The organism is Pseudothioclava arenosa (assembly GCF_002358085.1).
GTDB classification, from domain to species: Bacteria; Pseudomonadota; Alphaproteobacteria; order Rhodobacterales; family Rhodobacteraceae; genus Pseudothioclava; species Pseudothioclava arenosa.
This window is the reverse complement of the sequence record NZ_NTJD01000001.1, coordinates 171,191-194,910: the sequence shown is the minus strand read 5'-3', so window position 1 is coordinate 194,910 and position 23,720 is coordinate 171,191. Positions and strand designations below refer to the sequence as shown.

The window sequence follows — 23,720 nt, the reverse complement described above, 5'->3', positions numbered from 1 at the left end:
AAAGATGCCGACCGTGAAAGAAATCCTCGACAGCATGGACTATGGCCCCGCCCCCGAAAGCGCCACCGAGGTGCTGGGTTGGCTCGCCACGCGCGGGCAGTTTGGCCATTACATTGACGGCGGGTTTACCGTGCCGGCCGATCTGTTCACCACCGCCAATCCCGCGACCGGCGAGGCCTTGGCCGAAGTCAGCCAGGGCAGCACAGCCGATATCACCGCCGCCGTCGCGGCCGCCCGCCGCGCCCTGCCGAAATGGGCGAAACTGCCGGGGCATGAGCGCGCGAAATGGCTTTACGCGCTGGCCCGCCAGCTGCAGAAACGCGCGCGGTTTCTGGCCGTGCTGGAAACCCTCGACAACGGCAAGCCGATCCGCGAGTCGCGCGATGTCGATATCCCGCTCGCGATCCGGCACTTCTATCATCACGCGGGCTGGGCCGAGCTGGTCGAGACCGAGTTTCCCGGCGAGGCCCCGCATGGCGTCTGCGGCCAGATCATCCCGTGGAACTTCCCGCTTCTGATGCTGGCGTGGAAAGTGGCGCCCGCGCTGGCCGCCGGCAATACCGTGGTGCTGAAACCGGCTGAACAGACACCGCTTTCGGCGCTGGCCTTCGCTGAGATCTGCGCCGAGATCGGCCTGCCCAAGGGCGTCGTCAACATCGTCACCGGTGACGGGCGCACCGGCGCCGATCTGGTCGCGGCCCCGGTCGACAAGCTGGCCTTCACCGGCTCGACCGAAGTGGGCCGCGCGATCCGTCGCGCCAGCGCAGGCTCGGGCAAGGCGCTGACGCTGGAACTTGGCGGCAAGTCGCCCTTCATCGTCTTTGAAGATGCCGATCTCGATGCCGCCATCGAGGGCGTGGTCAATGCGATCTGGTTCAATCAGGGGCAGGTCTGCTGCGCGGGCTCACGGCTCTTGGTGGCAGAGGCCATCGCCGCCCCCTTCACCCGCAAGCTGACCGCGCGGCTGCAAAAGCTGCGCACGGGCGACCCGCTGGACAAATGCACCGATCTTGGTGCCATCGTCAGCCCCGCACAGCTTGCCCGCATCCGCGATCTGGTCAGCGCGGGCGAGGCCGCGGGCGGCGAACTGGTGCAGGCCGAAGCCCAGCTGCCGGCGGCGGGCAATTTCTGCGCACCGGGCCTTTTGCTGGGCACCGAGCCCGCAAACCCCTGCTGGAGCGCGGAAATCTTTGGCCCGATCGCTACGATGACCAGCTTCCGCACCCCCGCCGAGGCGGTCGAGCTGGCCAATAACACCCGCTATGGGCTGGCCGCGACGATCTGGTCGGAAAACATCACGCTGGCGCTGGATATCGCGGCGCGGGTGCGCGCGGGCGTCGTCTGGATCAACGGCACCAACCTGTTCGACGCGGGCGCGGGATTTGGCGGCATGCGCGAAAGCGGGTTCGGCCGCGAGGGCGGGCGCGAGGGGATGGCGGCCTATCTGCGTGCACCCACCGCGAAACCGCGTCCCGAGGGCGCGCCGGGCGCTCTGGACGCCGCGCCGCATCCGGGCAAGCCCGCGACGGGCGAGCTCAGCATCGACCGCACCGCCAAGCTTTACATCGGCGGCAAGCAGGCCCGCCCCGACAGCGGTCAGAGCTACCGCGTGACCGCCAAGGGCCACGAGATCGGGCTCGCACCTCTGGGCTCCCGCAAGGACATCCGCAATGCCGTCGAGGCTGCCCACAAAGCCACGGGCTGGGGCAAGACCACCGGGCACAACCGCGCGCAGGTGCTTTATTACCTCGCCGAGAACCTCGCCGCCCGGCAGGGCGAATTCGAGGCCCGCCTGCGCGAGATGGGCGCCGATCCAGCCGAGGCCGGCGCCACCGTCGCGCGCGCATTTTTCTACGCGGCCTGGGCCGACAAGTTCGACGGCGCGGTGAAATCGACGCAGGCCGCCAAGGTCACGCTGGCCGTGCCCGAGCCCTTCGGCGTGATGGGCGTCGTCTGTCCCGATGCCGCGCCGCTGCTGGGGTTTGCGAGCCTCGTGCTGCCCGCCATCGCGATGGGCAACCGCGTTGTGGCCGTGCCCAGCGCCTCGATGCCCTTCGCCGCGACAGATCTGTATCAGGTCTTCGACACCTCGGACTTGCCCGGCGGCGTGGTGAATATCGTCACCGGCGCAAAGGACGAGCTGGCCAAGGTGCTGGCCCAGCACGACGATGTGGCGGCGCTGTGGTATTGCGGCGAAGCGCAGGGCCGCGCCATGGTCGAAACGGAAAGCGCGGGCAACCTGAAAGCCACCTGGACGCTTGAAAACCGCGACTGGACGCAAGCGCAGGGCCGCGAGTTCCTGACCCGTGCGACGCAGGTGAAAACGATCTGGGTGCCTTACGGGGCGTGAGTCACCTCACGCCCTTCCCGCGCGACCATCTCAGGGGATGGTCACATGGATCACCTTGCATGTGTTCAGCTTGGCGCGGTTGACCTTTTTGCGCGTCTCAACCGACCAACCCGCGATTGCGTTATCCGCCGCCGCTTCGCAACTGGCGATGGCGGAACCGATCGCATCCTCCTTGTTGCGGCGGTTCCAGGTGTAACCCCAGTCGCCCATGCCCGAGATCGCGAAGGCCCCATAACGTCCGGCTTCCTGCTTGCGGCGATATGGCCCCGTCAGCTCCTTCAGGCCAGCCTCGCTCAGCCCCGAGGCCTTTTGCTCATACGGATCGAGACCTTTCGGGATCACGCTTGCATAAAGCTTGCACAGCTTGGGGTCCTCGTTCTTGTCCTTTGCGATTGCCTCGCAGCCCCCCACGGCCATGCGCCGCGCAGTCTCGAGGCTGTGGATGTTCCAGACCCAGAAATCCACCGTGTCGACCGGATGATACGCGATCGCGGCGAAATAGCCGGTCTTGCCACGGAACCGGCGAAGGGCCGCCGACTGCACACGCGACAATTCCATCTCGGAATGCAGGACAAACTTATGGCCCGCGCCGAAGGTCTGGACACTCGGATCTTGCGCGAAGGCGTCAGCGCCGGATACGGCACTGAGTCCGACCGCCAAAACGGCCGACAGACACATCTTCCTGATCATTGGCTCTTCCTCCCGAAATGAACGGCAGTAACGCCCACGATCCTCCTCCGGGGCGAAACCTCTGCCATGGATCAGCCTAGCACAGGACGACGCACGACAAGATTGATGCGTGTCAATCCGCACATGCCGGGCGCCCAAACGCAAAAGGCGCCCCGCGGGGCGCCTTTGGTCATTTCCGGGGTTTGCCCTTGAAGGTTCCGAGCCAGGCCATGAACCGGGACCAGACGCCCCGAACCTCGTCGCCCGCTGCATCAGCGCGGGCCTCGACCTCGTCCCAGGCCTCTTCGACGTCTTCCAGAACCGGGTCGATCGAGCGTTCCTTGAACTGCTTCAGCATCGCGCGGATCGTCAGCACGATCAGCAGAAGCATGGTCAGGATGATGATATTGACCCAGGGAATGATCCGCACATCGGGGCTGTCGACCTCATAGATGCCGACCGCATTCGGGAAGATCGAGAACAGCTCGGAGCGCCAGCCGTAATGCGTGACCACGGCCCATTTCGGCGCCTCGCGGGTGGATTTCAGGTCATCCGCCTCGGTCTGCAGGCTTGCCGTGTCGAACTTGAAATAGGGCGGCCAGCCCCAGCCGGTATCCTCGTTGCGATAGACCATCGGGTCGCCATCGACCTCGACCGCCTGAATGAACTGCACGTCGCGATTGGTCAGCGTCGCCGACTGATCGTCGGGGCTGGCCCAGAACACCCGCGTCCAGTCGCCCAGATCCTGCCGCTCCTGGTAGGTGCCGACGATGCGCACCACGTCATGCTGGGGCAGGTTGTAGTGGAAGAAAGCGAAGATAATCAGCGCGATCAGCCCGAACAAGGTCCATTTCACATAGGTCATCTTTGCCTCACTTGGTAAAATTCATCAGATAGAGCACCAGCCCGAAGAGAACCAGCGGCACGATCACCACCAACCAGATCAGCTTGGCGCGCAGACTGCGTTCATAGGCGGCCATGCCCTCGTCGATGAAGGTCTCGCGGGACGGGAGCCCCTCGCCCACGGCCCCGTCCCATTCCTTTTCCAGCGCCTCGCGCCGGAGCGAGCGCATATAGATCGACATCAGGAAATAGGCGCCGCCGAGCCCGATTATCGCAAAGATCGCCAGCCGCAAAAATCCGATCATCGCCCGCCTCCCAACACCTTGCCCCAGGGGCCCATCAGGTCGGCCACATCACGCGAGGGGCGCACGCGGCGCGGGGCCGCCTGCCCGCCGGCATCCTCTTCCGACATCGCGGGTTCGGCACCGAACAGCGCCTCGCGCACACCGGCCTTGTCGATCTGGTATTCGCGTTCGAGGAAGTCGGCGACATAGGCCTTCTTGGCCTCGGGCCAGTCGGCATAGAGACGATAGAAGAGCGCCTTGTGGCAGATGAAAAGCTGGCGCACATCAAGCGGACTCAGTTCGGACAAGAGCTGATTGACCAGCGCCTTTTGCGGCCCCTCGGCGGCGCGCAGCGTGTAGAAATAGGCGGGGTGGCGGCTGTCGATGCGCGGCCAGGGCCCGCCCGCCTCTTTCCAGCGCAACAGCGCGGCCAGCGCCTGAAACTCGGGCGGCAGACGCTCGCCCAGATCCTGCGCGACGCGGCGCAATTCGCGGCGCGATCCGTCGCCCGGGTTCAGCCCGAGCCGCGCGGCCGCCTCGACCAGAATGAAATCCATCTTCTGGCGCAGCACCGCGCCCGCATCGAAGCCGCGCGCGCCCACGATCGGCTCGACCAGCTCGTTGATCTGCAGGAACTTGGCGATCTCGTTGCGCTGTTCGACGCCAAAGACATAGCGGATCGGCAGGGCGCCCAGCGCCAGCCGGTCGCCCATGCAGATCGCCGCCGGATGGGGCAGCGAACGGAACACATAGACGCCGCCGAAATGCGAACTCCAGAAATCCTGCGTCTCGAAACGCGTGGCCTTGAGGCGCACCGGGTTGCGCGTGACATCGCCGGTCTTCTTGGCCAGCCCGATCATGTCGGCGATCAGCACATCGTCGAACCAGGCGTCGGGCTCGGTCCGAAAGCGTTCGACCAAGGCGCCCAGCTTTTCGGCCTCGGCGACGTGATTGCCGGCGGTGTCGGCCACCACGACCATCGTCTTGATGTCGAACAGCCGCGCCGGGCTGGAAAGCTCGTAGACCGTATCCTCCAGCTCGCCCGCCACCGCGTCGCGCGCCGTCAGGCTGAACAGCTGCGCCTCGTTTTCCTCGATGAAACTGCGCAGGATCGCGCGCTCCATCGAGAAGGTCGCGTTCAAAAGAGGCGCCGATTTCTGCTCGGTCGAAAGCAGGATGAACTGCCGGTTCACGCCATTGGGGTTGAGATAGAGATGATCGCCAAATTCATCGCCAACCTCGGGCGAATAGCCCGAGATGTCGATGTGAAACTCGGTCTGGGTCGTCTGCGGCTTGCCAAGATGGCGCAACGCGCGGTTATAGCGCTCGACCAGCGCGGGCGCATCGACCCGCACCAGATTGCCGAACATCAGACCCTTTTCGATCAGGCGTTTCATCCGCGCCCCTTACGCCCCCTTGCGTTTCGCCGCCCAGTCGCGGCCCAGCTTGGCCAGCACCGTGAACACCAGCACCGGCAGGAACGAGAGCACATAGACCCCCGCCAGAACCTGCTGCGGCGTGCGCTCGGGCGTGCGGCAGACGCCCTCGGTGAAGAAATCTGCGATGAACCCCAGCCCGCAGCTGCTGGCCGCGCCGTAGAAGGCCGGCACCAGCACACCCAGCGGCACCAGGATGAAAAGTTTCGACCAGGTGTTTTTCGACAGCCAGAACCCGATCATCAGGCAGATGATCAGAAGAAAGGCCAGAAAGCTATTCATTCACGTTCCTCCAGATAGCGCTTCTTGGCGGCCTCAGTGCGGTGCATGTCGCGCACCATCGCGTCGATCGCCGCCGCGTCCGATTTGTCCGCATAGCGGAATTCGCTATCGGCATAGCGGTTGATTTCCTGAATGACCATCTCGGGCGTGATCGGGCGGCGCAGCTCCGCGATCATCGCGGATTTCTCGTCATAGGAATTGAACAGGAACAGATCGGGGTTTTCCATCCATTCATCTGGCAGTTCGAAATCCATCGCGCGCACCTTGACCGCATCGGTGATGTTCTTGATCGCGCGGCCGGTAAAGCGCGGGTCGGCCTCTTGAATCGCCTTGAGATAGGTGCCCAGCTTGGCGATCGTATCCAGTTCGCCAACGCGCGTGCGCACCGCGTCAAAGACCGGCACGAGGCCCGCTTCATGCGGGCGGGCGTGGCGCGCGAAGCTGTCGGCCACGGCGCGTTGGATTTCCTGCGCGGCGAAAAGCTCATGATCGCCCAGCGGGATGCCATGGCGCTTGCCCAGCAGGAGCGCGAGAATGTCGATGTAATCCTCGCGGCTTTGCGGCCCGTCCACCAGAAACCGCGCCCCTGCCCGCTGACGCAGTGCATCGTCGACGTTCTCCGGGAAGTTCGAGAACATCCCAAAGGTGCAGTTCCCCCGCACCACCGTGTTGGCCCCGGCAAAAGCCTCCATCAGCACGGCGGTCACCTCTTGCTGGCCCGCGCTCGACTGCCGGTCGCCGCGCTTGCCGGCGATCTGATCGATATCATCGACCGTCCCGAAGCCGATCACATGCGGGTCCATCACGTTCTGGATGAAGGCCTTGGCGTTCTGCCCCGACTTGCCCTGATAGCTGTCGATATTGTCGATACCAAAGTTCTGATAGCGGAACGGATAACCCGCCACCTTGCAGTAGTCGTTCAGCAACCCCGCCATCATCTGGATCAGCGTGGTCTTGCCGGTACCGGGCTTGCCGTCGCCCATGAAGGTAAAGATGAACCCGCCCAACTCGGCAAAGGGGTTCAGCTTGCGCTCGAAATCATAGGCCATCAGCATCTTGGCCAGACGCATCGCCTGATATTTCGCGATATGGTTACCCACCACCTCATGTGGCTTCTTGAACTGCATCACCAGGGTCGTGCCGCGCGCCTTCAGCGCCGGCGCAAAGCCGGCGATCGGCAGGTCGTCGGCCTCGACCCGCCAGGCCGTGCCGGTAAACGCCCCGATCCGCGGCGCGTTTTCACCGCGGGCGCGCGCCCTCGCGCTCAGCGTTTCGGCATAGGCCAGAACCGTGGCGATCAGCGCGCCATCGTCCCCGGCGCGCTCGGCGATGATCTGGTCAAGCTCCCACAACGCCCCGTGCAGCGCCAAGAGCGGATTGTCGGCCAGAACCTCGTCGATCTCACCGATCTCGGCGCTTTGCTCGCCCGCATGGGGCGCCAACAGAAACACCGTCGCATTGGCAAAGACCGACAGCACCGCCAGCGCCTCGGCCGCCAGCAGTTCCGAGAACTCGGCGCGCCGCACCTCGGGCAACCGCCCCTCCAGATTGGCACGCTTCAACTCGGCCGTGCCGGTCGCTTCGGCCACCGCCTCTCCCACCGCCAGCGCAATCGCCAAGGCCCGGCGCAGCGCCTGCAAGACCTGCGCCTGCGCGGGCGTCGGCAGGTCATCCTCGCCCACCGCCTCGATCCGGTCGGCCAGCCGCACCCCGTCGGGGCGCCCGAGCGCGCGCGTCACCAGCCCCGGCGTGGTCGAACGAAACCGCCGCCCCGTCGCCGCGATCCCCGGCGAGCGTTCCACCGGCGCAGGCTCCACTGCCCGCGCCTTCGCCAGACGCGGCGCATGGTCGAACCCGGTCAACAGCGCCGCCGCCGCCCCGTAATGTGCGCGGATCGCCTCTTCCCGAAGTTCCATCTCGTCGCGCGGTGCACTCATCCGCCTTACCCTTTCATCGAGCCAGAAATACTCCGGGGGAGGGGCGCCAGCCCCCGGGGGCAGCGCCCCCGTCCCCGGTCTCAGCCATAAACCAGCACCCGGTCATCCTGCCCCACCACGAATTTGCGCACATCGCGAAACCCGCGCGGATCCTTTTCCGCGAGCACCTGAAACGGGCGCTGCGGCAAGATCAGCGCCCGGCTCACCCGCGAGGCACCGCTGTTCTGCGCGGCCAGCGGATCGAGGTCGAACACCTCGCGCTCGGTCGCCGAAAACCAGCCCTTTTCCACCTCGACCCGCGCCGATTCCAGCTCCTCGAGGGTCCAGGCCAGTGCCCAATCCTCGCCTGCGGGCGCGCGCGCCTCGTCCAGAACCTCGCGGATCGGCCCGCTCTGCAAGGTGAAGGCGTTGGAATACATCGGCCCGAGGAACAGCCTGCGCAGCCGCTTGGGGTGCAGGTCGTCGAAATCGGTGTCGAACCCCTTGGCGATGGTAATCAGCTTCAGCCCCGCCACCGATTGCGCCATCAGATGCGCCTTGGCCTGTTCCCAGCGCCCTTCGTCGCGCGGCAGGGCGCGGCGCCCGCTGTCCTCAAGATCGAGCAGGTAGATCACCGGCACATTGAGCTGGCTGTCATAGACCGCCCAATGCAGCAGGTAGCGCCGCCGCTCGCCGCCGATCTCGCCCAGCGGCTCGATCGTGGGATGCATCTGCGCCCAGAACAGGCTGCCCTGCCCCGCCCCCAGCGCCTCGAAATAGAGGCGCTGGCTCATCGCATATTGCAGGTCAGTCGGCACTTCACGCTCGCCCAGAATGCGGCGCAGCATCCGGTCGCGCAGATCCTCGGCCGAGGCCATGCCGCGCAAGTGTTGCGCGGCCTGCGCCGCGTCATTGGCCATCGCGACCAGCTCCTGATAGATCGGGAAACCGCTTTCATGCAGGTCGATCGTCAGGTGCTTGCGCGCCGGCCCCGAGATTCGTCCCGAGACCAGGTATTTCATCGACAGCGCCTTGAAGCTTGCCGCGACGCCCTGGATGTAGCCGCCCAGAATCCCCGCCTCGGCCTCGCCCAGAACCCCGTCAATCTCGGGGCTCTCGGCGAGCCGCGCGAGGATCCGGGTGATCCGCTCGAACTTGGCGAAGTAACGCCGCGCGGCGAATTCATCATCGAGCGCGCGATGATCGTTGGTCAGGTCGGTTTCAACCACGGGCTTGCCTCCGGGCCGTCCTCAGCCGCCGTAAAGGTTCTTGTCGTGCTTCTCGACGATCGCCTGAAACCGCCGCATGAAGCGCTCGTCGGCCTTGGCCTTCTGTTCCAGCACCTTGCGGGCAAAGACCATGTGATCTTCGTGCGCCTCCAGCATCTCGGCCATGCGCGTGTTGGTCGCGGCGCCAATGCCGGCCATCGCGGTCTGCGCCTCCTTGTCGGTCTGCACCCCGATCTCGTTGATCCGGTGCGCGACATCCTGCTGCTGTGCGGTTTTCAGCGATTTGGTCAGCGCATCATACAGCACCACGCGCTGCTGCGTGTCGGTCGAAAGCTTGTTGATCAGCACCATCTGCGTCGCCGCCTGGTTCTGCAGGCTGTCGACCCAGGTCTTGCCCTTTTCGATATAGCGTTCGAGCGTCTGGCTTTTCGCAAGCTTCACCTGCTCGTCCTGCACCAGCGCGTTGTAGCGCACGTTCAGGTCGGCAAGCTCGGTCTCCAGCCGGGTGCGCGCGGCCGCGTCCTGCTCGACCGCGATCTTGTTTTCCAGCTCGATGATCTTCGGGTCCATCGCAAGGATCTCGGCGCGCAGCGCCTCAAGGCCCGCCACCGTCGCCTCACGCTCATCGAGCGTGCCGGTCAGGTTGGTTTCCACCTTGGCCTTCTGCTCGTTCAGCAACGCCAGCTGGCCTTCCAGCAGCTTCACGATCGTGTCCGACTTGGAAATCAGGTCCTGCAACTTCGAATCGATCGAGGCGGCGCGCAGGCGCTCGGCCCGCATCGCCTCGGATTTGCCCTTAGCAAAGAAGCCGACGACACTTTCCCAGCCGGTCTTGGTCCGCAGCCCCTCGAAATCCTTCGAGAACCCGGCCGTCACATCGTCGAGCCCCATGATCAGCTCGGCGATATTGGCGTTCATCGCATCGGCATGGGCCTGCACATCCGCGAGCGAGGCGTTCTCGATATCCAGCCCGATATCCTGCCCGGCCGCCATCTTGCCGCGCGCGGCCTCGATCCGGCTGGTGATCTCGGAAATCTTTGCCTGAGCCTCGGCCACCTGCTTCTGGCTTTCCGCGATCTGGGTTTCCAAACCGGCCATTGCGCCCTCCAATGTTAATCTTATTCACAATCTGGGGAGCCCCCGCCCTGCGCGCAAGCCCTCGTCCTTCGAAAAGCTAACGAAATCGTTCCCCCACCGCCACCGCTTTCGATGGACAGTCGCCCCCGCCCGGCGCTAGCCTCCGGTCATGAAGCTGGAAGACCGCATAACGCATGAAATTCGGGCACGGCGCGACGATCTGATCGCGCTGACGCAGGACCTGATCCGCATTCCCACACTCAACCCGCCCGGACGGCATTACCGCGAGATCTGCGATTACCTCGCCGAGCGGCTTCTGGCCGAGGGCTTCGAGGTTGAACTGATCCGCGCCCATGACGCGCCGGGCGACAGCGACACATACCCGCGCTGGAACATGGTCGCACGGCGCGAAGGAACGCGCCCGGGCGACTGCGTGCATTTCAACAGCCATCACGATGTCGTCGAAGTCGGCCACGGCTGGACCCGCGACCCTTTCGGCGCCGAGATCGAGGGCGACCGCATCTATGGCCGCGGCGCCTGCGACATGAAGGGGGGCCTGGCCGCCTCGGTCATCGCCGCCGAGGCCTTAATCACCGCCTGCCCCGATTACGCCGGCGCGATCGAGATTTCCGCCACCGCCGACGAGGAAACCGGCGGTTATGGCGGGGTGGCCTATCTGGCCGCGCAAGGCCGCTTTGCGCCCGAGCGCGTGCAGCATGTCATCATCCCCGAACCCCTCCACAAGGACCAGATCTGCCTCGGCCATCGCGGCGTCTGGTGGGCGGAAATCGAGACCCATGGCCGCATCGCCCATGGCTCGATGCCATTCCTTGGCGACTCGGCCGTGCGCCACATGGGCGCGGTGCTGGCCGAGATGGAAGAAACGCTGTTTCCGCTCCTAACGACCAAGCACACCGCGATGCCGGTGATCCCCGAAGGCGCGCGGCAATCGACGCTGAACATCAATTCGATCCACGGCGGCGAACCCGAACAAGACCCCGGCTACACCGGCCTGCCCGCGCCCTGCGTGCCCGACCGCTGCCGCATCATCATCGACCGCCGCTTCCTGATCGAGGAACAGATCGACGAGGTGAAATCCGAGGTCTCGGCGCTGATGGAACGGGTCAAGGCGCGGCGCGCGAATTTCACCTACGAGATCCGCGACCTCTTCGAGGTGCAGCCCACGATGACCGACCGCGACGCGCCCGTCGTGCGCTCGACCGCCGCCGCGATCGCGGCCGTTCTGGGCCGCGAGGCCGCCTATGTCGTCTCGCCCGGCACCTATGACCAGAAACATATCGACCGGATCGGCCGGCTGAAGAATTGCATCGCCTACGGGCCGGGCGTGCTGGCGCTGGCGCATCAGCCCGACGAATGGATCGGCATCACCGACATGGAAGACAGCGCCAAGGTAATGGCGCTGGTGCTGGCGGAGCTGTTGGGGAAATAGGGGCGCCGCCCCTCGGCCTGCGGCCTCACCCCGGAGTATTTCCCGCTCAGTGAAAGGGCTTTCATCGAGCTTCAAATACTCTCGGGGGTCCGGGGGCAGACAGCCCCCGGCCTGTATCACACCGCGATATTGTCGATCAGGCGCACATCGCCCATCCAGGCGGCGGCAAGCAGACGCGCGGGGGTGGCAAGGTCGCTGACCTGCAGGAAACCGTCGATGCTGCGCAATTCGAGGTATTCGACCTCGCGGAACCCGCCGGCAAGGATCGCGGCCTTGGCAGTCGCCAGCGCGGCCCCGGCATCGGCGCCGTCGCGGATCGCCTGCGCGGCCTGTTGCATCTGTGCGTAGAGGACCGGCGCGGCGGCGCGCTCCTCGGGCGAGAGGCGCACATTGCGCGAGGACATCGCCAGCCCGTCGGGTTCGCGGATCGTCGGGCAGCCCATGACGCGGACGGGGATGTTCAGGTCTTCGACCAAGCGCTGGACCACCTGCAATTGCTGCCAGTCCTTTTCGCCAAAGAACGCGCGCCCTGCCTGGGTCATGCCGAAGAGCTTCGACACCACCGTCGCCACGCCGTCGAAATGGCCCGGGCGCATCGCGCCTTCGAGCGGCTCGGAGACGCCCGCAACCGAGACCTTGGAGGCGAAGCCCTCGGGATAGACCTCGTCCACGCCGGGCGCGAAGAGCACATCGACCCCCTCGGCATCGAGAAGCGCGAGGTCATGTGCCTCGTCGCGCGGGTATTTCGCGAGGTCGTCGGCATTGTTGAACTGCATCGGGTTGACGAAGATCGTCACGATCACCCGGTCGGATTGCTCGCGGGCGGCGCGCGCGAGGCTCAGGTGCCCGTCATGGAGCGCGCCCATCGTCGGCACCACGCCCACCAGCATGCCTGAGCGTTTCCACGCGGCCACCTTGTCGCGCAGCTCGGCGGAGGTGCGGATCACTTCGGTCATTTCTTCACCTCGTCGTCAAAGACATGTTCGGCGGCGGGGAAGCTGCGCGCGCGCACTTCGGCGGCATAGGCGGCAATCCCGACCTCGGCGGCCTCGCCCAGCTGGGCAAAGCGTTTCACGAATTTCGGCTTGAAGGCGGTGAACAGGCCCAGCATGTCATCGACCACCAGAACCTGACCGTCGCAGCCCGCGCTGGCGCCGATACCCACGGTGGGAATCGGCAGTTCCGCAGTAATCGCATCGGCCAGTTTCGCCGGCACCTTTTCCAGAACGACAGAAAAAGCCCCCGCCTCGGCCACAGCGCGCGCATCCGCATGCAGCCGCTCGGCATCGGCGCCCCGGCCCTGCACCTTGTAGCCGCCCAGCGTGTTCACCGATTGCGGCGTCAGCCCGATATGCGCCATCACCGGGATGCCACGCTTGACGAGAAAGCCGATGGTCTCGGCCATATGCACCCCACCCTCGAGCTTGACCGCGCCCGCGCCGGTCTCGGCCATCAGCCGCGCGGCATTGCGAAACGCCTGCGCGGGGCTTTCCTCGTAGCTGCCAAAGGGCATGTCCACGACCATCAGCGCCCGGTGCAGCCCGCGCGCCACCGCCTGACCATGCAGGATCATCATCTCCATCGTCACGCCCAGCGTCGAAGGCAGCCCGTGCAGCACCATCCCCACCGAGTCGCCCACCAGCACCAGATCGGCATGGCTGTCCATCATCTGCGCCATCGGCGTGGTGTAGGCGGTCAGGCAGACGATCGGATCGCCCCCCTTCATCGCCGCGATATCTGCGGGCATCAGCCGCTTCGTAAATCCGGTTGCACTCATCGGCGCCTCCCCTCTCCCTGGCGCATTGCATAGCGTTCCGCGCCCCGATCCGCAATTTATTCATGCCGCAACGCAGCGTTTCGGGGGAGATTTCCGCCCGATTTCCCCCTTTTTCCAAAGCCGATGAATCCCTTGATCGAAACAGGGATCGCGCCGATCATGACGCTTCGGGCCGCGCCCCGTTCCTTGCCCCAACCAAAGGGAGGCATCTTGATGACCCATCGTTTCCTGACCTCGGCCGCCGTTCTGGCGCTGATCGCGGGCCCCGCGCTCGCAGCACCCGACGCGATCACGCTCGGCATGGTGCTGGAGCCGCCGAACCTCGACCCGACGGCGGGCGCAGCCGCCGCGATCGACGAGGTGGTCTATGCGAACCTCTTCGAAGGCCTGACCCGCTTTGGCCCCGACGGCTCGGTGCAGCCCGCGCTCGCGCGCAGCTGGGACGTGGCCGAAGACGGGCTGAGCTATACGTTCCACCTCGTCGAGGGGGCACAGTTCCACGATGGCACCGCCTTTGACGCCGAGGACGTGAAGTTCTCGCTCGACCGCGCACGCGCCGAAGACAGCGCCAATGCGCAAAAGGCGCTGTTCGCCGGGATCGAGGCGGTCGAGGTGGTCGACCCCGCGACGGTCAAGGTCATGCTCAAGGCGCCCGACGGGGCGTTCCCGTTCAAGATGGCCTGGGGCGATGCGGTGATCGTCGCGCCCGAAAGCGTGGCCGAGGCCGCGACCCATCCGGTTGGCACCGGGCCCTTTGCCTTCGCCGATTGGGTGCAGGGCGATCACGTCACTCTCGCCGCTTTCGACGGCTACTGGGGCGACAAGCCCGCACTATCCAAGGCGACGTTCCGTTTCATCTCGGACCCGACCGCGGCCTTTGCCGCGATGATGGCGGGTGACGTCGATGCCTTCCCGAACTTCCCCGCGCCCGAGACCCTGATGCAATTCGAGGCCGACCCGCGCTTTGCCGTGATCGTCGGCTCGACCGAGGGCGAGACGATCCTGTCGATGAACCAGCGCACGCCGGCACTGGCCGATATCCGCGTGCGCGAAGCCATCGCCCATGCGATCAACCGCCAGGACATCATCGACGGTGCGATGTTCGGTTATGGCACGCCGATCGGGTCGCATTTCGCCCCGCACAACCCCGATTACATCGACCTGACCGGGCTTTCCGCCTTCGACCCCGAGGCCGCCAAGGCGCTTCTGGCCGAGGCCGGGCAAAGCGACCTCAAGCTGCGCCTCGCGCTGCCGCCGCCGACCTATGCCCGGCGCGGCGGGGAAATCCTTGCGGCCCAACTTGCCACCGTCGGCATCCAGACCGAGATCACCAATCTCGAATGGGCGGGCTGGCTGGAAACCGTGTTCAAGGGCCATGATTTCGACCTGACCATCGTCAGCCATACCGAACCGATGGACATCGGCATCTACGCCCGGCCCGACTACTATTTCGGCTACCAGAACGAGGCCTTCAACGCGGTGATGGAGCAGCTCGAAACCACGAGCGAGGCGGGCGAACGCTCGGCGCTGCTGAAACAGGCCCAGGAGATCCTCGCCAAGGATTATGCCAACGGCTTCCTGTTCCAGCTCGCGAAAACCGGCGTCGCCAATGCCAAGATCGAGGGGCTCTGGGCCAATGCGCCGACGCAGGCCAATGACCTGACCGGCGTGAAATGGCTCGACTAGGGCTTCTTCTTGGCTGAAATACGCTCGGGGTCCGGGGGCAACGCCCCCGGCCCTTTCCGTTTCTCCCACCCGGAGGCCCCATGCTGACCGAACGCCTGATCGCCAAGGGCGAGCCCGAACTCTCCCGCCCCGCCCCCGACCGCCTGATCGAGGGCGACCCCGTGCACCGCACCTGGAACCTCGAAGACGACCGCGGGCTTTACTGCGGCATCTGGGAGAGCACGCCGGGCGCCTGGCGCGTCAGCTATGACGAATGGGAATATTGCCGCATCCTCGCGGGCCGCTCGGTGCTCGAAGGCGATGACGGCTCGCGTCTCGACATCACCACGGGCGACGCCTTCGTGATCCGCCCGGGCTTCACCGGCATCTGGCGGGTGATCGAGACCACCCGCAAGGATTACGTGATCCTCTACCGCTAGGGCTCAGCGGCCCTCCAGTTCGGCGTCGCGCGCATCGCCCGCATCGGCGGGCTGATGCTTGAGCCAGAAGGCCTCGCTCGCGGCTTTGGCGGCTTCGGCGATCTCGGCGGGGCTGAGGCCCGCGGCCTGCGCCTCGGCGGCGGCAACGGCGCGCACATGGGCCTCTTCTTCCAGCAGCTTCTGGTCCTTGATCCGGCCCTCTTCAAAGGCCTTCTGATCGGCTTCGATCGCCGCCAGATCCTTGGCCGAGACGACATAGCCCGATTTCAGCTCGACCACCTCGCCCTCGTATTCGAGGCTCTCGGCGCGGCTGCGCACCTTTACATGCGCGCCCAGTTCCATCTCATCATAAAGGTCCATCACATCCTGATTGAACAGGCGGATGCAGCCCGCGCTGGTCGCCCGCCCGATCGAGGCCGGGTCCATCGTGCCGTGGATGCGATAGCGGGTATCGCGGCCATTGCGATAAAGATAAAGCGCCCGCGCGCCCAGCGGGTTATCCAGCCCGCCCTGCAAGCCCCCCGCGAGCGGCCCATACAGATCGGGATCATTGCGGATCATGTTGGCGGTGGGCGTCCAGCCCGGCCATTCCTTTTTCACGCGCACCACCGCATCGCCAGAAAAGCCCTTGCCCGCACGCCCCACGGCGATGCCGAAACGCATCGCGCGGCCCGGCTCGGTCACGTGATAAAGCAGCCGCGCATAGGGGTCGACGACCAGCGTGTTGGCCTCTTCGGGGCCGGAATAATCGACCCATTGCCGGCGGTTGCGCTCGGTCAGGAAGACCGCGGAAATCTCGGGCACGACGATCTCGCCATCGGGGCGGGCGCGGTATTCGACCGGCACACTGCGCGAGGAAACCCAGGCCGCGCCCTGAACCGGGGCAGCAGCGGGCGCATCCGAATCGGTCGGAACAGGTTCACAGGCGGCCAGTAGGCCCAGCGCGGCAGCGGCGCAAACAAGGTGGCGCAGGCGCGGCAGCACCGCGGAACTCAGGGTCGAAACAGGCACGAACACATCTCCAAGGTCTTTTCCTGTCATGAAAAACGGGGTTCCCCGATAACTCCGCGCCCGGCGCGCCCGCGTCAAGCCCGAAGCGCCCGCCAGCCTGCATCCGGGGCGGTCCTGTTGCCAAAACCGCCCCTGCCTAGGGTTATCCGACCACGTTGAAGGCAGGTCCGTAAGGATATCCGGTGATATTCTCGGCGCCTTCTGCCCCGATCACCAGAATGTCGTGCTCGCGGTAGCCGCCCGCGCCGGGCAGGCCCTCGGGCAGGGTCAGCATCGGCTCCATCGAAACCACCATGCCGGGTTCAAGCACCGTGTCGATATCCTCGCGCAGCTCAAGCCCCGCCTCGCGCCCGTAGTAATGCGACAGGACGCCGAAGCTGTGGCCGTAGCCGAAGCTGCGATATTGCAAGAGGTCGCGCTCGGCGAAGAAGGCGTTGATCTGATGGGTGACCTCATCGCAGCGCGCGCCGGGCTGCAGCAGGCTCAGCCCCAGCTCATGCGCGGCGACATTGGCCTCCCAAATGCGCAGGCTCGCGTCATCGACTTCGCCCAGGAACATCGTGCGTTCGAGCGCCGTGTAATAGCCCGAGATCATCGGGAAACAGTTCAGGCTGAGGATATCGCCGCGGCGCAAGGCGCGCCCCGTCACCGGGTTATGCGCGCCATCCGTATTGATCCCCGACTGAAACCAGACCCAGGTGTCGCGATACTCGGCCTCTGGGAAACGGCGCGCGATCTCGGCCTCCATCGCGTCGCGCCCGGCCATCGCCACGTCGATCTCGCGGATGCCTTCGCGCAACGTGTCGCGGATCGCGTAGCCGCCGACATCGGCCACCGCCGCGCCATGACGGATCAGCGCAATCTCGGCCGGGCTTTTCACCATGCGCTGGCGCATCGTGGCGGGGGCAATATCGAGCTGCCGTGCCGGGGCGAGGAAATGAACAAGCTTTTCCGCCGCTTGCAGTGTCAGGTGATCGGCCTCGACGCCGAGCGCCGCACCCGGCCCGATCAGGTGCCGCGCCGCGCGCCAGAAATTGTCGCGCGCCCAGTCGGTATAGGTCAGCGCCTCGCCAAAGCAGCGCCGCCAGGGCTGGCCCGCGTCGATCCCGGCGGAAATCACCACCGAGCGATCCGCCGTCACCACCAGCCCGTAGGGCCGGCCGAAACTGCAATAGAGAAACCCCGAGTAATAGGCGATGTTCTGCATCGAGGTCAGCAGGCAGGCGCCCAGCCCCTCGGCCGCCATCGCTGCGCGCAGCCCGGCAAGCCGCGCCTCATATTCGGCCGCCGCAAAGGGCAGCACCGCCTTGTGGCCGTTTTCGCAGGTGTAGAATTCGGGTCGAGTCATCGTCATCTCCGTGGGCGATCCCACGGGCTGCGCGGGACCTGAAAGATCCCGGCGTACAGGACGAATGCGGGCCAGGCCGCAAGCTTGGGGGGACGCCCCTGCGGCGACGCCATCGCCACGCTCGGCCTGATGGTGCCGCAAGGGGCGCGTCTGCGCAACAGATTTGCGAAGGGGGCTTTGCCCCCGGCACCATGCGCCTCCCCCAGAGTATTTCATGCTCGATGAAAGGCCGGGGCCCGGATTTTCGACGGTATGCATCGCCCCCCTTGACCCCGCGCGCGGCGCAGTCGAACCTGCCGGGGATGGGCCGCTATTTTCTCAAACGGATCGCGACGCTGTTCGCCTCGCTGGCGGTGGCCAGTCTGGTCATATTCGCGCTGATCGAAGTGGTGCCCGGAGACCCGGCGAGCTTCATGCTGGGGATCAACGCAGCCCCCGACACGCTGGCCGCGCTGCGCGAGCAGATGGGGCTCGATGACCCGGTGTGGCTGCGCTACCTGCGCTGGGTCGCGGGGCTGATGCAGGGCGATTTCGGGCAGAGCTTTACCTACAAGGTGCCGGTGACCGAGCTGTTGGCGGCGCGGTTGCAGGTGTCGCTGCCGCTCGCCTTGCTGGCCTTGGCGCTGGCTTCAGCGATCGCGCTGCCGGTGGGGCTTTGGGCGGCGGCACGGCGCGGACGGCCGTCGGAGGTGGCGTTGATGGGGATGGCGCAGCTTGGGATCGCGCTGCCGAATTTCTGGTTCGCGATGCTGCTGGTGCTGGTGTTCGCGGTAAAATGGCGGCTGTTGCCAGCGGGCGGTTTCGCGGGCTGGAGCGATCCGCTCGCGGCGCTGAAATCGCTGGCCTTGCCGGCGGTGGCGCTAGCCTTGCCGCAGGCGGCGATCCTTGCGCGGGTGCTGCGATCGGCCCTGATCGAGACCTTGGGGCGCGACTATATCCGCACCGCGCGCGCCAAGGGGCTGAGCCGGGCGCAGGCGCTCTCGCGCCACGCGCTGCGCAATGCGCTGATCCCGGTGCTGACGATCCTCGGCATGCAGTTTTCCTTTCTGCTGGCGGGCGCGATCATCATCGAGAACGTGTTCTACCTGCCGGGACTGGGGCGGCTGATCTTTCAGGCGATCACCCAGCGCGATCTGATCGTCGTGGAATCGGCGGTGATGGTGCTGGTCTGCGCCGTGATCCTCGTGACCTTCGTCACCGACCTGACCTATGCCGCGATCGACCCGCGGTTGCGGAGGCGCGGATGAGGCCCTTGCTGCTCCTCGGCGCGGCGCTTTCGGCGCTGGCGCTGCTGGCGGCGGCGCTTTCGCTGGTGTGGTTGCCTTATGACATCACCCAGCACGCGATTGCCCAGCGCCTGCAGCCGCCCTCGCCCGCGCATTGGGCCGGCACCGATCTTTACGGACGCGACATCCTGTCGATGCTGATGGCCGGCGCGCAGGTCTCTCTGGCGGTCGCGCTGGTTGCGGTGGGGATCGGCGCGGGGCTCGGCGTACCGCTCGGACTGGCGGCGGCGGCCCATCGCGGCAGCTGGATCGACGAGCTGATCGGGCGCGGCAACGACCTGATCTTTGCCTTTCCCTCGCTGGTGACCGCGATCCTGATAACCGCGAGCTTCGGGCCCTCGGCCACCAATGCGATCATCGCCATCGGCATCTTCAACATCCCTGTTTTTGCGCGCGTCGCGCGTGCCGGGGCGCTGTCGATCTGGACGCTGGATTTCATCCGCGCGGCGCGGGTCGCGGGCAAGGGCCGCGCACGTATTTCGGTCGAGCACATCCTGCCCAATATCGCGAGCCTGCTGATCGTGCAGGGCACGATCCAGTTTTCACTGGGCATTCTGGCCGAGGCGGGCCTGAGCTACGTCGGTCTGGGTGCACAGCCGCCGACCGCCTCCTGGGGCCGGATGTTGGCCGAGGCGCAGACGCTCGTGGTGATGGCGCCGCATGTAGCGCTGGCGCCGGGGCTGGCGATCGTGGCCACGGTGCTGGGACTGAACCTCTTGGGCGACGGGCTGCGCGATGCGCTCGATCCGCGGCTGCGGGGGCGCGTGACATGAGCCTTCTGCGCCTTGAAACGCTGTCGGTCGAGATCGGCGGCGCGCCGATCCTGCGCGAGGTTTCGCTTGATCTGGCGCCCGGCGAGATTCTGGGCCTTGTCGGCGAAAGCGGCTCGGGCAAGTCGATGACCGCGCTGGCGATGATGGGGCTCTTGCCGCATCGGGCGCGGGCCTCGGGACGGATCGCGCTGGATGGCGAGAACCTTCTGGCCCTGTCTGAAAATCAGCGTTGCGCGCTGCGCGGCAACGAGATCGCGATGATCTTTCAGGAGCCGATGACGGCACTGAACCCGCTGATGACGATTGGCGATCAGGTGGCGGAAACCCTGATGCTGCATCGCAGAATGCTGCGCGGCGAAGCCCTTGATGCCGCACGGCAGAAACTTGATCGCGTTGGCCTGACCGCGCCGCGCTTTCCGCTATCACTCTACCCGCATGAACTGTCCGGCGGGCAACGCCAGCGGGTCGCGATCGCGATGGCGATCGCGCTGCGCCCCAAGCTTCTGATCGCGGACGAGCCGACCACCGCGCTCGATGTCACGACCCAGGCCGAAGTGCTGTCGTTGATCGGGGCGCTTGCGCGCGAAGAGGGGATGGGGCTGATCCTGATCACCCATGACCTCGCCGTGGTCGCAGGCCTCGCTGACCGGGTCGCGGTGATGAAGGCGGGGCGCGTCGTGGAGACCGGCGCGACCGAGGCGCTGTTTCGCACGCCGCGCGAGGCTTACACCCGCGCACTTCTCGAGGCATCGACCCACCGCACGCGCCCAGCCGAGACGGCGGGATCTGCGTATTTGGACCAAGAAGAAACCGCGCCGCTTTTGCAGGTTGCGGGCGCCACGCGGATCTATCCGCTCGCGCGTCCGCATCCGTTTGCGCCCCATCCCGAGTTGCGTGCGGTCGATGACGTGTCGTTCGCGCTGAACCCCGGCGAGTCGCTGGGGCTGGTGGGCGAATCGGGTTGCGGCAAATCCACGCTGACCCGCGCGATCCTTGGCCTCGATCCGCTACAGGGCGGCCAGATCACGCTGTCGGGCCACCCCGTCAGCCCCGAAATGCCCGCGCCCCTGCGCGCCGATGTGCAGGTCGTGTTTCAGGACCCCTACGGCTCGTTCAATCCCCGCCAACGGGTCGATCGGCTTCTGGCCGAGCCTTTCCACCTGACCGGCCGCCCCGAGGACTGGCGCGCGCGCGTGGCCGAAGCGCTGCGCGAGGTCGACTTGTCGCCCGACGACATGGGCAAGTATATCCACGAGTTTTCCGGCGGGCAGCGCCAGCGATTGGCGATTGCGCGCGCGCTGATCATCCGACCCAAGCTGATCGTTCTGGACGAGGCCGTCTCGGCGCTCGATGTGCGGGTGCGGGCGCAGGTGCTGGACCTGCTTGCCGCCTTGCAGGAGAGCCACCGGCTGGCCTACCTTTTCATCTCGCATGACCTGTCGGTCGTGCGCAACGTCACCACGCGCTGTCTCGTGATGCGGGCCGGGCGGATCGTCGAGGAGGGGCCGACCGAGGCGCTGTTCGATGCTCCGCGCCACCCCTACACGCAGGCGCTGATCGCCGCCGCGCCGCAGATCCCGGCGCATTGGAGGAACCCCGCATGACCCTTCCGCTCTGGTTCGACCCGGCCGAAATTCTGATCGGCGGCCATTGGCGTGCCGCGCCCGAACGGCTGGAGGTGGAGAACCCCTCGGACGGCAAGACCATCGCCGAGATCGCGCGCGGCTCTCGCGCCGATATCGACGCCGCCGTCGCCGCCGCGCAAGGGGCGTTGGAGGGCGAGTGGGGTGCGCTGGCGGCGGTTGACCGAGGGCGGGTGCTGATGCGGATGTCGGCGCTGGTTACCGAGCATGCCGAGGCGCTCGCGACCCTTGAGGCGCTGGATGTCGGCAAGCCGCTGAAACAGGCGCGTGCCGATGTGGTGGCGCTGGCGCGTTATCTGGAATTCTACAGCGGCGCCGCCGACAAGGTGATGGGCGAGACCATTCCCTTCCAGCCCGGCTACACCGCCTACACCTTGCGCGAGCCGCATGGCGTGACCGGCCATATCGTGCCATGGAACTACCCGATGCAGATCATCGGGCGCTCGGTCGGGGCGGCGCTGGCGATGGGCAATGCGGCCGTTCTGAAACCGGCCGAGGAAGCCTCGCTGACGGCGCTGGCCTTTGCCCGCATCGCGACCGAAGCCGGCCTGCCGCCCGGCGCGCTGAACATCGTGCCCGGGCTTGGCGAAGAGGTGGGCGCGGGGCTGTCCTCGCATCCGGGCGTGAACCATATCTCCTTCACCGGATCGGTGGCCGTGGGACAATTGATCCAGGCGGCAGCGGCGGCGAATGCCGTGCCTGTCACGCTCGAGCTGGGCGGCAAGTCGCCCCAGATCGTCTTTGCCGACGCCGATCTCGATCGCGCGCTGCCCTTCCTCGTCAACGCGGGCATCCAGAACGCCGGGCAGACCTGCTCGGCCGCCTCGCGCATCCTCGTGCAGCGCCCGGTCTGTGACGCGGTGCTTGCGCGCATGGCCGAGGCCTATCGCGGCTTTACCGCCGGGCCCGCGCTTGCCGATCGCGACCTCGGGCCGCTGATCTCGGCGCGGCAGAAACAGGTCGTGCAGGGCTATCTGCGCCTCGCCGCCGACCTCGAGATCGCGGCCACCGGCCAGATCGCCCCGGACGCCCCCGAGACCGGCCATTACGTCGCCCCCGTGCTGATCGGCGGCGGCCACGCGGCGCATCGCCTCGCGCAAGAGGAAATCTTCGGCCCCGCCCAGATCGTCATCCCCTTCGACGACGAAGACGAAGCCGTCGCCATCGCCAATGGCACAGAATACGGGCTGGTCGCCGCAGTCTGGTCGGAAAACGGCGCGCGCTGCCTGCGGATGGCGAAACGGCTGCGCGCGGGGCAGGTCTTCCTGAACAATTACGGCGCTGGCGGCGGGGTCGAACTGCCCTTCGGCGGCACCGGAAAATCCGGCCATGGCCGCGAAAAGGGCTTCGAGGCGCTCTACGGCTTCTCGGCCCTGAAAACCGTGGCGGCCTGGCATGGCTAGGCTTTCATCGAGCCGAAAATACTCTGGGGGGAGGCGCGCCGCGCCGGGGGGCAAAGCCCCCCTTCCGCACGACAGGAGGACAGAATGCGACTGAAGGACAAGACCGCGATCATCACCGGCGGCGCCTCGGGCTTCGGGGCGGGGATCGCGCGCCGGTTCACCGCTGAGGGCGCGCAGGTAATGGTGGCCGATATCAACGCCGCGGCCGCCGAGGCGCTGGCCGCCGAGATCGGCGGGATTGCCTGTGCGGTCGATGTGGCGAGCGATGCCTCGGTCAAGGCTATGGCCGAGGCGGCGCTGGCGGCCTGGGGCCGGGTCGACATTCTGGTGAACAACGCCGGCATCACCCATCTGCCGCAGCCGATGGAAGAGGTCTCGGAGGCAGAGTTCGACCGGGTGCTGGCGGTCAATGCAAAATCCGTCTTCCTGACCGCGCGCCATCTCGTGCCGGCGATGAAGGCGGCCGGGCGCGGCGCGATCCTGAACGTGGCCTCGACGGCGGGGGTCTCGCCCCGGCCGCGGCTGAACTGGTACAACGCCTCGAAGGGCTGGATGATCACCGCAACCCGCGCGATGGCGGTCGAGCTCGCGCCCGCAGGCATCCGCGTCAACGCGATCAACCCGGTCGCGGGCGAGACGCCGCTGCTGAAAAGCTTCATGGGTGAAGACACCCCCGAGATTCGCGCGAAGTTCCTTTCGACGATCCCGTTGGGGCGGTTTTCGACGCCTGAGGACATGGCCAGTGCCGCGCTGTTCCTGTGTTCGGACGAGGCCTCGATGATCACTGGCGTGGCGATGGAAGTCGATGGCGGGCGCTGCATCTGAGCGCGCCCGGAGG

General features: G+C 66.3%; 21 protein-coding genes. 9 read left to right on the top strand and 12 right to left on the bottom strand.

The window, feature by feature from the left end; genetic code table 11:
* Positions 1–4: 4 nt before the first annotated feature.
* Positions 5–2,350 carry an aldehyde dehydrogenase family protein gene (locus CLN94_RS00950; RefSeq protein WP_096430077.1) on the top strand — a complete coding sequence of 782 codons (2,346 nt, stop codon included), beginning with the start codon at positions 5–7 and terminating at the stop codon, positions 2,348–2,350.
* A gap of 30 nt (positions 2,351–2,380) precedes the next feature.
* On the opposite strand, the gene CLN94_RS00945 is transcribed toward CLN94_RS00950, so the two are convergent.
* The 8 genes from CLN94_RS00945 to CLN94_RS00910 form a co-directional block, all read right to left on the bottom strand.
* The gene (locus CLN94_RS00945; RefSeq protein ID WP_096430075.1) at positions 2,381–3,040 is read right to left on the bottom strand and encodes a hypothetical protein; all 660 of its coding nucleotides are present in this window, start codon (positions 3,038–3,040) and stop codon (positions 2,381–2,383) included.
* A 169-nt stretch (positions 3,041–3,209) separates the two neighbouring features.
* On the bottom strand, positions 3,210–3,884 hold the full coding sequence (locus tag CLN94_RS00940) for a DUF1523 family protein (RefSeq protein WP_096430073.1): 675 nt from the start codon (positions 3,882–3,884) through the stop codon (positions 3,210–3,212).
* A gap of 7 nt (positions 3,885–3,891) precedes the next feature.
* On the bottom strand, positions 3,892–4,167 hold the full coding sequence (locus tag CLN94_RS00935; RefSeq protein WP_096430071.1) for a hypothetical protein: 276 nt from the start codon (positions 4,165–4,167) through the stop codon (positions 3,892–3,894).
* Positions 4,164–5,543 carry a DUF6638 family protein gene (locus CLN94_RS00930; RefSeq protein ID WP_096430069.1) on the bottom strand — a complete coding sequence of 460 codons (1,380 nt, stop codon included), beginning with the start codon at positions 5,541–5,543 and terminating at the stop codon, positions 4,164–4,166. The genes CLN94_RS00935 and CLN94_RS00930 overlap by 4 nt, the downstream gene beginning before the upstream one ends.
* Positions 5,544–5,552: 9 nt before the next feature.
* Positions 5,553–5,864, bottom strand: a complete 312-nt coding sequence (locus tag CLN94_RS00925) for a hypothetical protein (protein ID WP_096430067.1) — start codon at positions 5,862–5,864, stop codon at positions 5,553–5,555.
* Complete coding sequence (locus tag CLN94_RS00920; protein ID WP_096430065.1) at positions 5,861–7,801, bottom strand: AAA family ATPase; 1,941 nt, start codon at positions 7,799–7,801, stop codon at positions 5,861–5,863. Before CLN94_RS00920 ends, CLN94_RS00925 begins: the two co-directional genes overlap by 4 nt.
* An 80-nt stretch (positions 7,802–7,881) precedes the next feature.
* On the bottom strand, positions 7,882–9,009 hold the full coding sequence (locus tag CLN94_RS00915; protein WP_179300195.1) for a hypothetical protein: 1,128 nt from the start codon (positions 9,007–9,009) through the stop codon (positions 7,882–7,884).
* A gap of 21 nt (positions 9,010–9,030) precedes the next feature.
* Entirely contained in the window at positions 9,031–10,107 is a 1,077-nt protein-coding gene (locus CLN94_RS00910) for a coiled-coil domain-containing protein (RefSeq protein WP_096430063.1), read from the bottom strand.
* Positions 10,108–10,255: 148 nt separating this feature from the next.
* Between CLN94_RS00910 and CLN94_RS00905 the strand changes: the two genes are divergently transcribed.
* Positions 10,256–11,536, top strand: a complete 1,281-nt coding sequence (locus CLN94_RS00905) for an acetylornithine deacetylase/succinyl-diaminopimelate desuccinylase family protein (RefSeq protein ID WP_096430061.1) — start codon at positions 10,256–10,258, stop codon at positions 11,534–11,536.
* A gap of 116 nt (positions 11,537–11,652) precedes the next feature.
* Here the strand turns inward: CLN94_RS00905 and panC are convergent, their stop codons facing one another.
* Both panC and panB read right to left on the bottom strand, forming a co-directional pair.
* The gene (gene panC, locus CLN94_RS00900) at positions 11,653–12,492 is read right to left on the bottom strand and encodes a pantoate--beta-alanine ligase (protein ID WP_096430059.1); all 840 of its coding nucleotides are present in this window, start codon (positions 12,490–12,492) and stop codon (positions 11,653–11,655) included.
* A complete protein-coding gene (gene panB, locus CLN94_RS00895; protein WP_096430057.1) occupies positions 12,489–13,313 on the bottom strand; it encodes a 3-methyl-2-oxobutanoate hydroxymethyltransferase in 825 nt (274 codons plus the stop codon). The genes panC and panB overlap by 4 nt, the downstream gene beginning before the upstream one ends.
* 213 nt (positions 13,314–13,526) lie before the next feature.
* Here panB and CLN94_RS00890 point away from each other — a divergent pair, with 213 nt between their 5' ends.
* Positions 13,527–14,999 (top strand): ABC transporter substrate-binding protein, encoded by a 1,473-nt coding sequence (locus tag CLN94_RS00890; protein ID WP_096430696.1) that lies wholly within the window; start codon positions 13,527–13,529, stop codon positions 14,997–14,999.
* Between the two features lie 80 nt (positions 15,000–15,079).
* Positions 15,080–15,418 (top strand): cupin domain-containing protein, encoded by a 339-nt coding sequence (locus CLN94_RS00885; protein ID WP_096430055.1) that lies wholly within the window; start codon positions 15,080–15,082, stop codon positions 15,416–15,418.
* A 3-nt stretch (positions 15,419–15,421) separates the two neighbouring features.
* Here CLN94_RS00885 and CLN94_RS00880 read toward each other — a convergent pair whose 3' ends face one another.
* Complete coding sequence (locus CLN94_RS00880; protein ID WP_425439430.1) at positions 15,422–16,429, bottom strand: L,D-transpeptidase; 1,008 nt, start codon at positions 16,427–16,429, stop codon at positions 15,422–15,424.
* A gap of 142 nt (positions 16,430–16,571) precedes the next feature.
* Positions 16,572–17,777, bottom strand: a complete 1,206-nt coding sequence (locus tag CLN94_RS00875) for an aminopeptidase P family protein (protein WP_096430694.1) — start codon at positions 17,775–17,777, stop codon at positions 16,572–16,574.
* Between the two features lie 302 nt (positions 17,778–18,079).
* On the opposite strand from CLN94_RS00875, the gene CLN94_RS00870 reads away from it, so the two are divergent.
* From CLN94_RS00870 to CLN94_RS00850, 5 genes are all read left to right on the top strand, one after another.
* Entirely contained in the window at positions 18,080–19,024 is a 945-nt protein-coding gene (locus CLN94_RS00870; RefSeq protein WP_096430692.1) for an ABC transporter permease, read from the top strand.
* Positions 19,021–19,836, top strand: coding sequence for an ABC transporter permease (locus CLN94_RS00865; RefSeq protein ID WP_096430051.1), 816 nt, complete (start codon positions 19,021–19,023; stop codon positions 19,834–19,836). The genes CLN94_RS00870 and CLN94_RS00865 overlap by 4 nt, the downstream gene beginning before the upstream one ends.
* Positions 19,833–21,440 carry an ABC transporter ATP-binding protein gene (locus CLN94_RS00860; RefSeq protein ID WP_096430049.1) on the top strand — a complete coding sequence of 536 codons (1,608 nt, stop codon included), beginning with the start codon at positions 19,833–19,835 and terminating at the stop codon, positions 21,438–21,440. Before CLN94_RS00865 ends, CLN94_RS00860 begins: the two co-directional genes overlap by 4 nt.
* Positions 21,437–22,882 carry an aldehyde dehydrogenase family protein gene (locus tag CLN94_RS00855; protein ID WP_096430047.1) on the top strand — a complete coding sequence of 482 codons (1,446 nt, stop codon included), beginning with the start codon at positions 21,437–21,439 and terminating at the stop codon, positions 22,880–22,882. Before CLN94_RS00860 ends, CLN94_RS00855 begins: the two co-directional genes overlap by 4 nt.
* Positions 22,883–22,966: 84 nt before the next feature.
* Positions 22,967–23,707 carry an SDR family oxidoreductase gene (locus CLN94_RS00850; protein ID WP_096430045.1) on the top strand — a complete coding sequence of 247 codons (741 nt, stop codon included), beginning with the start codon at positions 22,967–22,969 and terminating at the stop codon, positions 23,705–23,707.
* The last annotated feature ends 13 nt before the right edge of the window (positions 23,708–23,720 follow it).